Raw genomic sequence first — 16,594 nt, 5'->3', positions numbered from 1 at the left:
GGTGCGTCACACCGCAAACTGATGGAGTCCACACCGGCCTCTTCCCGGCTGAAGCCGGTCCCACTACAAAGCATCGTGTCCAGTGTAGGACCGGCTTTAGCCGGGAAGGCGTCCGATCTCGCACCCCACAACTGATGGCCTCACCGAGATGGGCGGATTTTCCTGCACCACCCCCAGGACGAGGGGTTGGTGAAAGCGTCACGCATCTGCCCGGCGGTTATCCTGCGGGCATCGGCGTCAAAAGCGAGCGCGGTTCGCAAAGCAGGCCAACCATGCCTGGGTAAGTGGCGTGGCGGTTTCAACCCGGCTTCCAGGTGCTGATCACGGGCCTGATTCGAAGGTAGATGCCGGAAGGGGTGTCTGCCGCTTGCCAGTTCGTAGATCACACACGCCACCGCGTAGACGTCAGCATTTGTCGAGAGTTGTTGGTGCTCAAGCACTTCAGGGGCAGCGTAGCCCGGGGTCCAGGCATTGAAACGCTCGCGACTCAAATGCGGCAAGCCGGGTAATACGCCCTCCTCGGCCCTGCCAAGACCGAAGTCGAACAGGCGCACGCCCTCTTCACTGAGCATGATGTTGCTGGGTTTCATATCACCGTGAACCACGCCGCGAGCGTGGGCGAATGCCAGTGCGTCCAGCAACGGCAGAACGATCTCGCGCAGCTCTTTCCATGGCAGTCCCAGCGGCCGCTCACAGAGCATTTTGTCCAGCGTCAGGCCTCGCATGAGCTCCATGGTGATGAAAGCCCGCGCGCACGAGGTGTCGACATGAAACCCGTGCACACGCAGCACGTTGTCATGCCGCAGGTATCGGGTCAGGCGGAACTCGCTGTAGAGCACTGCGCTGGCGTCCGGCGACTCGGCGAAGTCTTCGTTGAGGACTTTGAGCGCGACGTAAGGATCGGGATCTCCGTACTGCTCGGCCAGCAGATCGCGCGCACGGTAAACCGCTCCCATACCGCCGGCACCGAGCAGGCGTTCGATGCGGTAACGACTTGCCAGGACATCGGGCATTGCGCTCATGCCTGCCGAGGTGCGTACCCGAGCCGTTTCAGGTTTTTGAGACCGGGCGAAGGCGAAGTAGGTGAGGTCGGCGGGCGGGTCATTGGGGGGAGGATCAATCACCCTATGCTCAGCCGGGATCAATTGCGCGGGCTCGGTCATCCGCGAATCACCACAGCCGTCAGGTTATCCCGGGCAGCGCCGCGCAACGCATCATCGAACAGGCGCTTGAGCGCTGTTTCCGGCTGAACGTGATTCAATGCGTGACCCAGCGCATCGCTACTCAACCCCTGATACAAACCGTCGCTGCACAGTAGAAACGCATCCCCCGGAAACACCTCAAGCTCCAGCACCTCCAGCGTCAGTTGCTCGGCAGCGCCCACCGCTCGGGTCAAGGCGTGCGCTCCTGGGTAGGCGCAGGCCTGGCGAGCATTCATCTGTCGCTCGTCGATCAGTTGCTGTTGCAGGGAATGGTCTCGGGACAGCTGATACAGCCGCTGGCCGCGCCACAAATAGCAGCGGCTGTCACCCGCCCAGACACAGGCCGCCCGGCTTTCCTCCATCAGAAGTGCGACCACCGTGCTGCCGATGATGCTGTCCTGTCGGCCTGCACGGACGGTCAGCTCCTGGCCCAGCCGCCGGTTCAGCCAGTGCAGGCACTGCCTAACGCCGATAAGCCTGTCATCGAAGTGATCGCGCACCGGCAGCTCCGCCAGACTGGCGACGATCATCTGGCTGGCGATATCGCCTCCCTGATGACCGCCCATGCCATCGGCAACCACCCACAGCCCCCTTTCTGGACACTCCAGAAACGCATCTTCATTGCGCGCCCGGACTTTGCCGCTGTGGGTCCGCGCAGCGCTGCGCCACTGGCCGGCGATCGCCATCAGAGTTGTGCCGGCATGCGGAAGCTGCGCAGCACGCTCATGTCGAAAGGGTTTGGCGAACGCTGGCTCGTCAACAGGTAGCTGGCACGCAGACCACCGACATCGGCCTTCAGTACCAGCACGTCGCGACCGGTCAGCTCCTCCCGTTGCATTGAATCCAGCAGACGGAACAGCGACCACGGCCCTGAGCTTTCTTCGATACCCAGTGGGCGGCCAACCATTCTGTCGAGCACCAGACTGGTTCGACCGGCCTGCGCATCGGTGGGCCATTTGAATGACACCGGGACAATCGGACCGTGACGGTATTCAAGGGCCTTGTCCCCCAGCTTGAATTCGGACCGACTGACCGAAGAGTCCAGGGTATGGGGCTCAAGTTTGAACTGCACCTGAGGCTCGGCCGGGTTGTCGGCAAAGAACCCCTGTCGGATGAATCGAGCGGCGGTCATCTGATCAAGATACGCCCGGGAGATCGGCATGCTTTGCCCGTCGATACTGCGCAGACGATAACTGCCTTTCTCGCCACTCACGAACGGACGCAGGAATCCGTCGAAGAAGCGGTCTGTAACGCCCTGAACCTTGAAGAACTCGCGAAAATCACTGAGTGCGACATCGCTGGCACTGTCAGCGCTGAACGGATAACGCTTGCTGATCGCCTTGGCGTAAAAACTGTACACCTCGCTCTGGTAGTGCTGGTTCACGTGTTGGTAGGCATCGCGAAGCACCAGCCGCCACGCGTCTTCGGCCAAGGTGTTGAACCACGCGCCCACCGGACGCGGCAGGCGACTGGATGCCGCACGCAAAGTGCCTAGCGCATCCCGCTGTCCGCCCATGCGTGACTTGGCCATGTCGAACGCAGCCTGCTCCGGCGAGCTGGCCCTGCCCAGACTCGCCATCTGCAGTTGCAGCTCATTGAGTACCGCCAGAACAGGTATCAGGTCCGCCGTCGGGCCGTCTTTTTCGTCGAGCAGGCGGTGCAGCGGATCGAACCGGTTCTGCAGTGATTTGCGTGCGGTGTCCGGGACGGATGCACTCAACGCTTCGGAAGCTTTGCTTGACGCAGCGACCGCCAGTTTGCCGGCTTTGCCACCCTTATCCGGCAACTGCGCGGTGGCATCGACGACGTTTGTCAGTGCCTCGGCTACTGGTGTGAAGCGAGTATTCTCCCGTACTTCCCTGAGCAGATTGATGACCGGCGAATGGGCCGACGTCAGGCCAGCCAGTTGCTCGGCACTGTCGGCAAAATCGTAAGGCCCGGGCAGCTCGACCGCGCTCACCGCCTCGCCCCAGTAATCAGCGTAATCACGGAAATAAAGCTGCTCCAGTTCAACCATCAAGCGCCGCATATCCATGTCGCTGAGACCGGAGCCTCCGCCCAGCACCCAATTGTCCCGCAGGATATCGGTCACCACCCGGGAGCCGTGCACCGAAAAATACTGCTCGTAGCCCTGCCGGGTGTAAAACCCCGGAATCACATAATCGGTGCCGACGAACAGCGCTGCCTGCGGCCCGAGATGCTGGTCGAAACTGTAATCCGGCAAGGTCGCCGCCTGCTCGCGCAGCATCCGGTAGACGACGTTCGCCAGCGACTCACCACGCAGCACCTGCCGGGCCTGCACCACGCGCTGTTCATTGAGGCCATGGACAAACGGCAGCGTCAGCAACCGCTCGAAGTGAGCGTTCAGACCGTTTTGCGCAGCCGCATTGCCGGGGTACAGCTCGGACCAGACAGCGGCGACCTGCTCCTTGAGCCACGCCGCATCCCGCCGGTCTTTCATGCCCAGCATCAGATAGGCACGCAGGCTTTGGAGAAGCCCCTCGCGATCGTCAAGGCTCGCGGCAATCTGCCCCTCCAGCATCGTCGCTACCTGAGGCAAGAGCAGCCGTTCAAGCTCGCGATCGTAAGCGCTTTCGACCACCGGATTGACCGCTTGGCCTTGATAAAGGCCGCCGCGCGTCTGGTAACCGACATCCTCTTTGCCAGGGAAAACCCGGGTCGCCGCATAGCCGGTGTCCAGCACTTTCAGCGCGGCGAAAAGGTCATCCTGGACCGCGTTCGCCGACCGCTGCTCGACCCAGGCTCTGGCAAAGGCGCCCAGGCTGTCCAGACGTTCATAGTTGCCGGAAAAACTCACGGCCCAAAGGCTGCCGAACAGCGCGAGTGACGCCAGTGCGCCTGCGTATAGCGCGCGCTGGGCCCAATGGATACGGCGGCGCTCGCGCATGTCCAGGCCCGCAAGGTCAGCCTCAGGGAAGATGACTCTGCTGAGCAGGTGATTGATGAAACGCGATCGGCCCCTACCCAGTGTCGGCAGCGTTTCTGCGCTCATCCCGGGACTGGCACCCCTGCCGACAGCGGGCGAGTGCATGTCCTGTTCAAAGCCTGGCGCGCTGGTGAGATAGAAACCACGCAACTGGCTCGCCAACTGGTAGCGATTGCCCGTGAACGCCAGTTCCACAAACACGCACACGCGTTCGCCGATTCCGCTGAGTTGATGGGGTAAGTCGAGAATGCCGCCACGGCGCGAGGTATCACGCTCTTGATGGATGCGGGTGATCACCTGACTGTTGAGCCGAACCAGCAGTTCGCCGAATTCGTTGCGCAGCATGGCGGCGTCAGTGCCGCTCTGCCCGTTCTTGAAGGTGGTGCCGAGGACCTGATCACTTTCCTCCCGGGTCAGTTGATCGAAAAACGCGTCGAAGCCCGGAAGGCTGTCGGCCTTGCTCAGCACAAGATAGACAGGCACCTCGACATGGAGCTTCTGATTCACCTCCTGTAACCGCGCACGCAGCTGTCCCGCGAGGGTCTCCAGTTCAGGATCACTGCCGTGGAGGAGCGTGTCGACAGGGAGCGTGACGAGTACGCCGTTCAGGGGGCGGTTGCGGCAATATTTGCGCAGCAGATCAAGCAGCGTGCACCAGGCGCTGCGGTCGATGTCGGCGTTCGGCTGGGTCAGGTAACGGCCTGGGGTGTCGAGGAGCACGGCATTGTTGGCAAAATACCAGTCACTGTGGCGAGTGCCTCGGGTGTCGCGGGTAAGTTTGTGCCCGACTGTGTTGAGCGGAAACTCGAGCCCTGAAAACTCCAGCAGGCTGGTCTTGCCGCTGCCCTCGGGTCCGATCAGCAGGTACCACGGCAGCTCGGTGCGCCAGTGTTCGCTGCGGCCGCGATACAGGCTTGAGGTCTTCTGCGTTTTCAGCGCGTCCTTGAAACGCGTCGTCAGTTCAGCCTGCTCCTCGTCGATCTGATCGTCGCGCAAGAGGCGCGCCTGACCGTCTTCGCTGTCCTCGACCGCTTTCTTGCGCTCCCCGGCACGCCAGCTGACATACACCATGGCAAGGCCCCAGAGCAGGAACAGCGAACTGATGGTCAACAGCCGGGCGCTTGAACCCTCCCAGAACTTTCGGTCGTCAACCGCCAGGAGCGGCCCGACGAACCAGACCATCAGCGCCACGAACAACACCAGCAGGAGCGTCCACACCCACGTCTGACGCAGAAGCGCGCCGGTTTTCTTGAAAAGATTTCTCATCACACGTCTCTGTTTACGGCGGCGGCTTACGGCTGCGGCTTTGATTGCACTTGCCGCTGCGATTGCGGGTGAGCGGCAGGCTGATCGAACAGCTGATAAGGTTGAAGGACGGCCTTGCGGTGCTCGCCCAGCACCCAGGCGAAGCCCGAATACATCACGATCAGACACACCAGGGTGAAGCCCACCATCATCCAGCCGGGCACGATGCGCACCAGGCTGCGGCGCTGTTGGTTCAGGCCTTCCCAATGGGGCGACAGCTCGCGGGGCGCATCACCGCGCAGCTGGCGAACCTGCCGGTAAACCGCGTCGCGAATGTTCTCGAGCTCCTGCACGCCACGGGTCTGCACCCGGTAGCGGCCCTCGAAACCCAGAGACAGGCACAGGTACATCAGCTCCAGCATCGACAGATGCTTCACCGGGTTTTTCGTGAGTCGATCCAGCAGCTGGAAAAACTTTTCCCCACCGAAGGTTTCCTGGTGAAACCTGCTCAGCAGGCTCATCTGCGACCACTCGCTTTCGTTGCCCCGGCCGCTCGTTACCACGGCCTCATCCAGAACAGTGCAGAGCACATAGCGGGCGCCCGCGACCTGGCTACTCTCGGCACCGTTGTGCAGCGCTCGCGCTTCAAACGATTTCAGCACGTGGGTCAGGTGCTCATGCAGCGCGGCCATATCGTGAGGAATGTCACCGCTTCTGAGCCGTACAACCTCGGACAACAGCTCCGATGCAGCTGCCACAAGCGGGTTCATGCCGACATTGAACGTCTGCGCCGGTCGCAGGCGCGCGGCGTAGATCATGCGTTCTTCCAGTTGTTCGAAGCGCGGCGGCGGCGTGGAATCCGTCATCGGCTTCGACGCCGGGCCTTGACCCTGTCGAGTGACCAGGACGGTTTTGTCGTCCTGTTGATAATCGCTATCCCTGATCATGGCGTTCAATTCCTGATGGCCCAGAAGTTGAGTTCAAGCTCGGCAAACTCGCCGGACACGTGGAACGCGAATCCGCCGGAGCGCTCCAGCTGCGCCAGGTCTTCGGAGCTGAGTTCAAGGACGAAGTAGGTTTTTTTCGAATGAAACGCGATTTGCCGCGGCGCCACCGGTAACGGGGTGAGCTTGATGCCGGGCAAGTGCAGGTTCACCAACTGGCGGATACGTTCCACCGGTGCAACCTTGAAATGCGCGGGCAGACGATGGCGCAGTTCCTCGGAATCGCAATTGGCACTCGCCGCCAATACAAAGGAGGCCGAACCCAGCAGCGTGCGATCGTGCAGCGGCGAGACGGTAATGCCGTATTGACGCGGCTGTAGCACCAGCTCGATGGCGTGTTGCTCCAGCACCATCGACAGCATCTGCCGAAGCGCTTCCACCAATCTGCGAAAGCTTTCCCCTTGATCGCTGTGCCGGTAGCGGCTGTCCAGACGCGGCCGCTTGCTGTCACTCGAGAAGGTCGCCAGATCGCCCAGCAGGGTCAGCAACGCGCGGTAGAGTTCTTCCGGATGCACGTGCTCCAGACCCAGGTAGTGACGAAGCAGCAGTTCGGCACGATTGATCAGCTGAAGCATCATGAAGTCGCCCATTTCCGCGCTGGCGACCGTGCCGCTGGATCGGATGCGCTCGGCAATGCTGTCGCCCCGATGGCTGAGCATGCTGATGACTTCCTTCAGGCACGACAGAAGATAGGCGGAAGCATGGGACTGAAGGTAAGTCGGTACGAAATCCGGGGCGAGACTGACCACGCCGTCAGGGGTTGTGTCGAGCACGGTGCAGATCTTCAGCTTGACGTAAGCGTGGTCGCTCTGCTCTTCGCCCAAGAGCAATCTGAAGTCGGGCCGGCCGCAGCTCACCTGACAGATAGCGTCATCACCTGCATTTGAATCGGCGACTTGCGTTTCATACGCGGTATAACGCGCCAGCACATCGGACTGCTCCGGTCGCCTGGCTTCCACGTGATTGCCGGTGACCAGCGGCAACGCCAGATAAACAGGCGTGTTGACGGTATTGGGCGGTATGTCGAGGGCCAGCGACTGCGTGTTGCCGCCCAACTCGAACACGCTGCCGTCAGGCAGGATGCCCGACGCCTGACTGATCACCAGTTTCCCCATGTTCAGAAACTGCAGATCGATCTCCAGCGCCAGGAATCCCCAGGCGTAGCCACCCATTAACCGAGTGCGGATTTTCAGCTGGTGGTCGTAATACCGGTCGCTGTGCTGGAAATGCTGAGGACGCAGCAGCATGCCCTCCTGCCAGATGACTTTGTGCGTATTCATGGCTGGTCGACCGCCTCGGCAAGCGCTTCAGGTGAAGTTCGAATGCCGCTTTCATCAAGGGTCAGATCGACTTCGGTGGCGGTTCGCGGCGGGAGGCGAAGCGTGGAGCGCCACGAGGCTTGTGACAGGTCGCGGTACGCCGCAACTACGCCGACATAGCGACTGCCCTTCTGCACGCTGAGCTTGATCTCGACCGTTTCGCCCGGACGCAGCTCAAGCTCCTCGGTGGCGACCATGTCCGGAGCCAGGGACTCTCTGGCCCGCTCATACAGGCTGAAAAAATCAGCGTTCTCGAAGGCCACCGCGTGTTTGAGCTCGTACAGGCGGACCACGATCGGTGAAGGACGACCATTCAGATCCGGATTCAGCTGATCACTGGCCGTAAGCCTGAGGTCGAGTTTGGTGAGGTGTGAGTACGGCGACAGCGTCGAGCAGCCTGCAAGGATGAGCACGGCAATCAACGCGGTCAGCGCGTGTAGAAAGAAAGTTGTACGGCGAAACATGCGCTTCATCCCTGATGATCAGTGTGGAGGGTGGAAATCAGACGAATCTGCTCTTCATAGGCTTGGGCGAAATCTCGCGCCAGCAGGCGTTCGCTCCAGTCATTGTCCTGACGCAACGCCTGGTGATAGCGGCCATAGGCTTTCCAGCGACTGCCGGAGGTCGCGAGCAGTGGCGGGTTGTCGCGCTCGAATCGCAGGATGAGTTGCTCCGGTGAAAAATGCTCCAGCGTGGCGCGCGTTGTCGCGCGACAGGCGGCCAGCAAGGCGACCTGATGCGCCTGCACGTCATGGAAGGCTCGGCTTATCGCCAGCTCGCCGGGCAGTTGCCCGGGTTTGCCAGGACGCAGCATTGCCGACAGGGCTTCGCCCGCATCGACCGCTGATTTCAGCGGATTGCGCTGGGCGCCCTGCACGGTGGTCTGCGACAGGCGCAATTCATTTTTCAACTCGCTGCGCGTTTGCAGGTGCTGCTGGAGACCGCCGACGCACTGCCTGAGCAGACGGCCGGCATTGATCGCCAGCGCCTCCCGGGCAGCCTGATCAAGATCGTCGAATTCGAGACCGAGCGCGTCGGAAAACCGGGTCCAGAAATCATCGGTCTGGCGTTCGGTCTCAACAGCGGCTGGCGCGGGTGCTGGAGCGGGGTGTGCTGCAGGATCTTCGACCAGCTCTGGCACGCGCAGGCTTTCCATGTCCACCCGGGCATAGTCCGCACGCTGTGGACCGTCCTTGATGGCGGCAGCTGGCGAAATCAGTTCGTCGATGTCCGAGTGGACGCGTTCCTGCTGGTCGAGCGCGCTCAGCGGGTCGAGGTCCAGAAACGAGTCGTCGGGGATGATGCTGCCGGCTGCACAAGTGCGACCCACGTCACCGTCAAACGAGGTCGGCTCACGCATCAGTCGGGCACGCAGCTCGAAATCGCCCATTACATACAGACTGCCATGCTCGATGCGAACAGCTTGCCCCTTGGGCAGACGCACCCTGCTCTCCCCACTCAGCACGCCATTGCTGCTGGTATCGGTGAGATAAAAGCTGCCATCGCGGTAGCTGATCGTGATGTGGTGGTGGGACACGTGCCGGCTGCGGTCGGGAATGACCCAATCGCAGTCCACCGCCCGTCCGATCACGCCGCCCGCCTGCCTGAAGGTCTTTTGGCATTGCTCCGCAGGCACAAACTGCCGGGTGCTCAGCATTTCGAAAACCAGTTCCACGGTGGTGCTCCTTGTGGTCAGTTACCGCGGTTGGCTGCCTGCGGATCACCCAGCGGGCGATAGGTGTTGTCGTTGAACTTGTAATTGCCGCTGCAGCCTGAGACGCCACAGAGAAGAACAAGGGTCAGCAGAACAGCTTGCCGGTGACGAGCGAACATCAGAAGATCTCCAGAGGTGAGCACAGGGCGCCGTCGGTTGGCGCGAGGGAAAGCGAGCGGGAAAAAATCGTTCGTGCCTACGCATTGATTTCACCCAGATTGATATTGAGGCGGCCAAGGCGGTACAGCAGCGTTCGCCTGGGCAGCCCAAGCTCGCGCGCGGACAGGCTCTGATTACCTTCGTTTTTACGCAGGCAATCGAGCAGCAGGCCGCGTTCGACCTGCTCAAGGCGTTCGCGCAGATTCAGGCGGACAGCACCAGGGGCAGCATCCGCGCGGAGGGTGAAATGTTCGGGAAGCAATTGGCCTCCTTCGCACAGCAGAACGGCACGTTCGACCAGCCCCTTGAGCTCGCGAACGTTTCCGGGAAAGGCGTACCCGGACAAGTGATCGAGCGCCGCGTCAGACCAGCACAGAGCATCCCGTTGCAGAAATGCGCAGGCCTTGTCGGCGAAATGCCGGGCGAGATCGACGATGTCATCGCCTCGCTGGCGAAGAGCGGGCAGCTCGATGGGGAATTGCGAGAGGCGGTAGTAGAGGTCCTCGCGAAAGGTGCCTTCGCTCACCATGGCCAACAAATCCCGGTGGCTCGCTGCCAGGATGCGCACGTCTATCTTGTGCGTGTCATTGGAGCCCAGCGGGCGTATCTCTCCCTCCTGCAGCACGCGCAGCAGCTTGGCCTGCAGAGACAGCGGCATGTCGCCGACTTCATCGAGCAACAGGGTCCCGCCGTTGGCTGCATCGAAGAGTCCGGCGCGATTACGCAGAGCGCCGGTGAAGGCCCCCTTGCTATAACCGAACAACTCGCTTTCCAGCAGGCTTTCAGGGAGTGCCGCGCAGTTCTGCACGATGAAGGGCTGCGAGCGACGCGGACCGTAGTCGTGGATGGCGCGTGCCACCACTTCCTTGCCGGTGCCCGTTTCTCCGCGCAGTAAAACGGTATACGGGCTGTGTAGGACTTTACTGATCATCGAACAGGTGTGGCGCATGGGCGCGCTTTTGCCGATCAACCCATAGGCGCTGATGCTTGGCACACTGACGCGCACGGGTGGTGAATCATCGGTACGTCGTCTCAAGCGCTGAAGCAGCTGCAATTGATGCAGCACGAACGTGCCCAGTCGACCAAGGGAGTCGGCAAAAGCCTGCAGCTCCAGGTGTCGACTGCTCGCGCAGACGAGCAAGCCTTCCACCGCCTGTTGATCACTGACGATGGGCACACACAGCAGGGACTGCCAGGGCTTCGCTCCGGGCGGCAGGAAACGGGTTTCGTGCAGGCTGCCCGGCAAATCGACGAGGCACACAACGCGGTTTTGGCACAGCGCAAACTGCAGCAGTTGCTCACCGTTGTAATCGGTTGGCAGGCTCTGAGCCTCACGGGGTTGCACGCTGCCCTCAAGGCACTCGGCAGTCATGCCCAGACACGTATGGGTCGCGTCCAGCAGATAAAGCTGAGTCAGCTCGCACCCGCTCAACTCGCCGAGTCCGAGCACGAGCCCGCTCAGCAGCGCGGCATCGTCCGCTGCGCGTGCAAGCCGGGCGAATTGCTCCAGTAACACTTCCGCATAGGCCAGCGGTTGCGGCACCTGAATGAACATAGCGCCCACCTCAGGCAAACTCGCAGGTCACGGCGGCTTCAGCATCAAGCGTTGCGTGCACAGAGGTGAGACGCTGGCCTGCGGCCATGGCGTCGAGCAGCCGGTCAGCCACCCGGGGCAGTACGTGAAGCTCCAGCAAGTGGTCGATCAGACGTGCGCCACTGTCGCCTTGGCTGCAGCGTTCAGCCAGTTGATCGACCAGCGCCTCGGAAAAGGTGAACGTCAGCTGGCGACGGTTCAAGCGCTCGCCCAGACTGCTCAATTTGATCTCGATCAGCTCACGCAGCACCGACCCGCTCACCGGGTAGTACGGGACGACGCGCATGCGTGCGAGCAGCGCCGGTTTGAAATGTCGCGCGAGAACCGGACGGATATGCTCCTCAAGCACCTGCGCGGAGGGACGCGCGCCGTCGGCGCAGAGGTGACTGATGAGGTCGCTCCCAAGGTTCGAGGTCATCAGGATGAGCGTATTGCGGAAGTTGATCTCCCGCCCTTCCCCGTCGTTTGCCACGCCCTTGTCGAAGATTTGATAGAACAGGTTCAGGACGTCTGGGTCAGCTTTTTCGACTTCATCGAGCAGAACCACGGAATACGGCTTCTGCCGCACCGCTTCGGTGAGCATGCCACCTTCGCCGTAACCCACGTAGCCAGGCGGCGCGCCAATCAGACGCGAGACGGTGTGCTTCTCCTGAAACTCGGACATGTTAATGGTGGTGATGAACCGCTCGCCGCCGTAGAGCAAATCGGCGAGCGCCAGCGCGGTTTCAGTCTTGCCGACACCACTCGGCCCGACCAGCAGGAACACGCCCACGGGTGCATCAGGTTTGTTCAGGCCGGCTGCATTAGCGCGCATCGAACGATCAAGGGCGTGGACCGCTTGCTCCTGACCCCGAATGCGGGTGCGCAGGTCAGTTGAAAAGCTGGCGATTCTGGCGTTGTGTTCTCGCGCCAATTGCGCCAGGGGCACGCCGGTCCAGGCGCTGATCACTTCGGCGACAAGACGCGGGCAGACTTCAAAGCTCACCAGCCTTTCTTTGGACTGGGCCTGGGTCAGCGTCCGGTGAGTCTCGTTGAGGGCGGCTTGCAGGACTTCGATGCTGTGTGTGTCGTCGGCATCACGGGCCTGCGCCAGTTGCTGACGAAAGTCCAGCAGGCGCTCGGCCAATCCTTTCTGTTCCAACCAGAGCGTTTCGAGAGCAAGGCTTTCTTCATCCGCAGCGCGCAAACGGTTTTCCAATGCATCCAGTGCCGGATGATCGATGGGCAGACCGGCTTCGGCGTCACGACGCAGCGCCTGATGCTGGCGGCTGCCTTCGGCCAGTTCGCTGCGCAGACGCTCAAGGCATTGCGGCGCAGCGGCGAGGCTGATGCGAACGCGCGCGCACGCCGTGTCGAGTACATCGACGGCCTTGTCCGGCAACTGGCGCCCGGCGAGATAGCGAGCGGACAACTCCGCGGCCGCCACCACCGCATCGTCACGCAAATAGATGCCGTGGCTTCCCTCGTAGACGTGAGCGAGGCCCCGCAGAATGGTCACCGCCTCATCGACGGTCGGTTCGTGCAGCCGCACTGGCTGAAAGCGACGGGCCAGTGCCGGGTCCTTTTCGATGTATTTTTTGTACTCGGTCCAGGTGGTCGCCGCGATAGTGCGCAGTTCGCCGCGTGCCAGGGCAGGCTTGAGCAGGTTGGCCGCATCGGAACCCCCTGCATCACCGCCGGCGCCGACCAGGGTATGGGCCTCGTCGATGAACAATATGATCGGTCTGGTCGACGCCTTGACCTCGTCGATCACGCCCTTGAGGCGCCGCTCGAACTCGCCTTTGACGCTGGCGCCGGCCTGCAACAGCCCCATGTCCAGCGAAAGCACTTCAACGCCCTTTATGGCCCGGGGCACTTCCCCCGCGACGATGCGCAACGCCAGCCCTTCAACGACAGCCGTCTTGCCGACACCTGCCTCCCCCACAAGGATCGGATTGTTTTTCCGTCGGCGAGCGAGAATATCTACCATTTGCCGAATGGCCTCGTCACGGCACAGCACCGGGTCAAGTTTGCCGTCTCGGGCCTGTTGGGTGAGGTTATGGGTAAAGCGCATCAGCAATGACTCTCCGCCCGTACCGTGTTTGCCCGAGTCGGAATGCTCCTTCTGCGACAAGGCGAATGCTTTCAGTCGCTCGGTATTCAGCCGGGCGAGTAATGCCTGATAGCGGCTGCCTGCGTAACGCTCGGGGTTGCGCAACAGCGCGAGCACCAACGCCCCTTGATCGAGCAGGGTCTGACTCAGTTCGAGGCTGGCGACCAGCAACGCATCCTGCAGCCACTGCACCAGTTCCGGCGCAAACACCGGGTTGCGCGAGGCGCTGCCTTCCATCCGCGCCTGCAGCACCGCGCCGAGTTCACCGGCGTCTATATCGGCATCCTGGAGTGCGCGGGAAAGAAGGCCCTGCGGGCGTTCCAGCAAGCACAGCAACAAGTCTTCGACGAGGACCTTGCTGCCGCCCCTTCCCACACAGCGTCCGGCAGCGTGCTCCAGGTCGCGTCGGCATTCGGCGTCGAGCGCCCGGATAAGTTGTTGCAGATTGACGTTAGTCATCGTTGGGCTGTCCTTAATGATTTGCTCCCCAGGGTCACCACGCCGTCCGCGCGTTCTCGGCCCAGCCAGCTGGTCCATCCCAGTCGACACGCGTTCTGGCCCGCCAGGCGCAGTTCGCCAATTTCTTCACGACGCAGCGCCAGGCGAACGTCGTAATCAAGCGGGTCACGCAGCGTGAATCGCACCAATGCGCACAGCGGTTGGTAACCCGCGCCGATCGGCAGGAACTCGTGAAAGCGCTGCCAGCCAAGCTCTCGGATATGAATACGGAACTTGCCACTGCGGTCCCGAACGTGTTCGCCGAGCACCAGATCCTCGCCTAGCAGGGTGTTGGCCCGGCCAAGGCTGTTGCGCTGCTCTTCGAGAATGTCCACGCGGCGCTCCATGCATTGCTCGATCGTCAGCTCTGCGTGTTTGAAGTAGTACCGCAGCACGGCCTCGATCAGCGCTGCCGAGTGAGCGCGCAGGCTAAGCAAACCCAAGTAAGGCAGCAGTCGCTTCCAGTTCAACTCCCGTGCGCTTCGAATCTCCTCGCTGCCCAATCCGATCAGCGCGAACAACTGCGACGAAAACGGATCGATCGCGCCGCTTTCAAAACGGGCGTGGTAGCGGTATTTCTTCCAGATCGGCAGCATCAGCCGATGCAGGCGATGGTGGAACAGATCGAGGAACTGGCGGGTCGGATTGCCCCCCTCACCGTCACCCAGGGCTTGCTCGCTATAGAACGCAGGCAAGGGTGATCCAGACCCGACAAGCCCCAGGAGGTTGAAGCGCAGGCGTGCACGCATCAGCCCGGATTCTTCAAAAAACTCCACGCGGTCCACATCGCTGCCCGGAAAACCAAGGCTCGGATTGGCCTGAAACTCCAGCTGGTCATACAAGTCGTCATCGCTCAGACGCGGGTGTGCAGTGCGCAGTCTGTCGATGACCAGCAACACGACCTGAAACAGTGAGTATTCGCGTATGCCTCGGGTCAGCCCGCTCAAAGCAGGGGCTGCAGGCCCATACGGGGTGGCCATTGGTACACCTCTCCTTGTGTGCTTTTTACGCGCAGCTCGTGATACGAATTGAGGCTGGCGTAAAGTGCAAAAAACTCGTTGAGAACGGAGGCGAACACAAACACGTCGCCCTCGCCGATATAGCCTTGCGGGTCGATGGTCAGCTCGGTGCGCAATCCGCGGACCGGCAGCCCTCTGTGCAGCCGGTCGACATGCTGGTGCCTGATCGACTTGAGTCCGCCCAGCAGGCGCTTGCTGACCTTTTCAGCGTGCGGGTCGTAATAGCGCGGCAGGTCGTAGGTTTCGAGGATCACCTTCAAGGCGTTTACGTCCGCGAGGGACAGGTAGTTAAGCGACATATTGCTGATCAGCTTCCACAGGAAGTCTCGATTCAGCGGCGGCGCATAACTGGGTGTGGCCGGGGTGATATTGCGGAAGGTCAGAAACTCAGGTGTCTGTTCGCAGGCGATGCAGATGTCGCCGAGCTTGAGCCTGCGCGGCAGGTTCTGGTTGGTGCACATCATCTCGATCGACAACGTTTCAGAGGCTTCGGTGTGACGGATGCCGAAGCTCAGGTAGGTGTCGAGGCCGTCGTGCAAGGACGATGAACGCTGACGGATGCTGTAATGCGGACGGCGGTTCGGCACATCGACACTGGGGTCATGCTCGAAGGATTCGAACGGCACGTAGGCCTCGTAACCCAGGCCACCGGGCTTCCAGCCAATCACCGACTCGATCGAAAACACGCCACAGTTTTCCATGGCGTAGAGCGCCGGCATCAACAGGTACTCGTCCTGTTTGCCCTCAAGGCGGATCGGCGTGGCATCGTGCTTGAACAGGTTCACGATGGGCGTGCAATGGAGCTTGACGTTGTCCAGTGTCGGTCGCAGGCGCTGGACCCCGCCTTTGCGAATGTCGAATCGCAACTCAAGCCCGCGTATTTGTTTGAGCGTGTCTTCCGCCAGCGCAGCGAGCAGCTCCAGGCCCTCCACGTCCACGAATAGAAACTTGTCCTGAAAGGCGAAGTATTCCTGCAGGTAGCGATAACCGCGGAAGGTGTTCAGCGGGTACGGAATCAGCGCCTCGTCTTCGGCAAACCCCACGGGCTGGATACGATCGCCAAGCATTCTGAATGCCATGGGCATGCCGTTGACGCCGGGTATAGGCTTGCCGTCTCCGTCCAAAGGCACCAGCTCGATGCTCTCCAGATTGCGCAGAAGGCTCAGATAGAGCGTCTGGCTGATGTAGCGCTCGCCCGCAAAATGCAGGCGCAAACGGCTCAGGTCCAACTCACCCAAATGGCCTTCGCCGCTCAGTTCCAGCCGCAAGCTCAACAGCGCGCCGTCGCCCTTGACCGAGTACGTCAGGTCTACCAGATCCAGCGCCTGGACATCGGTTGGGTAGCAGGTGCGAAAGCGGCACTGCACGCCATCGACCGGCAGGCTGTCCACCGGCGTATCCCGCTCCACCCTCAACGCAGGCCCTGCCCGCTTCAACGGGTCAAACTGGAGGATGCTGAAAGCCGGCAGCGGCTGCATGTAATTGGGCCACAGCAGCTGCATCAGCGAATGGCTGAGCTCGGGCAGCTCATCATCGAGCTTCTGCCGCAGGCGCCCCGTCAGAAACGCAAAACCCTCCAGCAACCGCTCTACATCCGGATCCCGCCCGGCCTGCCCCAGAAAAGGCGCCAATGCCGGGCTGCGCTCGGCGAATCGGCGGCCCAACTGGCGAAGCGCCGTGAGTTCGCTTTGGTAGTAGTGGTTAAAGGACATGGTGTTACCTTCGAGCGGAGCTGTTTGGTTCAAGGGTGGGCGTTGCGGGAAACCTGCCTGCTAGCCCTTATGTCATCAGGTAAAGCCAC

At 61.5% G+C, this 16,594-nt stretch carries 12 protein-coding genes; all 12 read right to left on the bottom strand.

Features of this window, described 5'->3' with window-relative positions:
- Nucleotides 1–140: 140 nt before the first annotated feature.
- Nucleotides 141–1,124: a serine/threonine-protein kinase gene (locus tag ABEH28_RS02905; protein ID WP_346629043.1), complete on the bottom strand. Its 984-nt coding sequence runs from the start codon at nt 1,122–1,124 to the stop codon at nt 141–143.
- A gap of 35 nt (nt 1,125–1,159) precedes the next feature.
- Nucleotides 1,160–1,888: a PP2C family serine/threonine-protein phosphatase gene (locus ABEH28_RS02900; RefSeq protein ID WP_282368361.1), complete on the bottom strand. Its 729-nt coding sequence runs from the start codon at nt 1,886–1,888 to the stop codon at nt 1,160–1,162.
- Nucleotides 1,888–5,415: a type VI secretion system membrane subunit TssM gene (gene tssM, locus ABEH28_RS02895; RefSeq protein WP_346629042.1), complete on the bottom strand. Its 3,528-nt coding sequence runs from the start codon at nt 5,413–5,415 to the stop codon at nt 1,888–1,890. The genes ABEH28_RS02900 and tssM overlap by 1 nt, the downstream gene beginning before the upstream one ends.
- A 26-nt stretch (nt 5,416–5,441) precedes the next feature.
- The gene (gene icmH / locus ABEH28_RS02890; protein WP_346629041.1) at nt 5,442–6,341 is read right to left on the bottom strand and encodes a type IVB secretion system protein IcmH/DotU; all 900 of its coding nucleotides are present in this window, start codon (nt 6,339–6,341) and stop codon (nt 5,442–5,444) included.
- 5 nt (nt 6,342–6,346) lie between these two features.
- Entirely contained in the window at nt 6,347–7,678 is a 1,332-nt protein-coding gene (tssK, locus tag ABEH28_RS02885) for a type VI secretion system baseplate subunit TssK (RefSeq protein ID WP_346629040.1), read from the bottom strand.
- Entirely contained in the window at nt 7,675–8,181 is a 507-nt protein-coding gene (gene tssJ, locus ABEH28_RS02880; RefSeq protein ID WP_346629039.1) for a type VI secretion system lipoprotein TssJ, read from the bottom strand. Before tssJ ends, tssK begins: the two co-directional genes overlap by 4 nt.
- A gap of 5 nt (nt 8,182–8,186) precedes the next feature.
- Nucleotides 8,187–9,392, bottom strand: a complete 1,206-nt coding sequence (gene tagH, locus ABEH28_RS02875; RefSeq protein WP_282368375.1) for a type VI secretion system-associated FHA domain protein TagH — start codon at nt 9,390–9,392, stop codon at nt 8,187–8,189.
- A gap of 17 nt (nt 9,393–9,409) precedes the next feature.
- Nucleotides 9,410–9,550, bottom strand: coding sequence for a type VI secretion protein (locus tag ABEH28_RS02870; protein WP_192172607.1), 141 nt, complete (start codon nt 9,548–9,550; stop codon nt 9,410–9,412).
- Nucleotides 9,551–9,627: 77 nt separating this feature from the next.
- Nucleotides 9,628–11,145, bottom strand: coding sequence for a sigma 54-interacting transcriptional regulator (locus ABEH28_RS02865; protein WP_346629038.1), 1,518 nt, complete (start codon nt 11,143–11,145; stop codon nt 9,628–9,630).
- A 10-nt stretch (nt 11,146–11,155) separates the two neighbouring features.
- The gene (tssH, locus tag ABEH28_RS02860) at nt 11,156–13,735 is read right to left on the bottom strand and encodes a type VI secretion system ATPase TssH (RefSeq protein ID WP_346629037.1); all 2,580 of its coding nucleotides are present in this window, start codon (nt 13,733–13,735) and stop codon (nt 11,156–11,158) included.
- Nucleotides 13,732–14,754, bottom strand: coding sequence for a type VI secretion system baseplate subunit TssG (tssG, locus tag ABEH28_RS02855; RefSeq protein ID WP_346629036.1), 1,023 nt, complete (start codon nt 14,752–14,754; stop codon nt 13,732–13,734). Before tssG ends, tssH begins: the two co-directional genes overlap by 4 nt.
- Nucleotides 14,718–16,505, bottom strand: coding sequence for a type VI secretion system baseplate subunit TssF (gene tssF, locus ABEH28_RS02850; protein WP_346629035.1), 1,788 nt, complete (start codon nt 16,503–16,505; stop codon nt 14,718–14,720). The genes tssG and tssF overlap by 37 nt, the downstream gene beginning before the upstream one ends.
- Between the last annotated feature and the right edge of the window lie 89 nt (nt 16,506–16,594).

This window comes from Pseudomonas sp. Ps21-P2 (assembly GCF_039672565.1).
In the GTDB taxonomy this organism is placed as follows: domain Bacteria; phylum Pseudomonadota; class Gammaproteobacteria; order Pseudomonadales; family Pseudomonadaceae; genus Aquipseudomonas.
The sequence above is the reverse complement of the archived record's forward strand: the minus strand, read 5'-3'. Positions and strand labels throughout refer to the sequence as shown.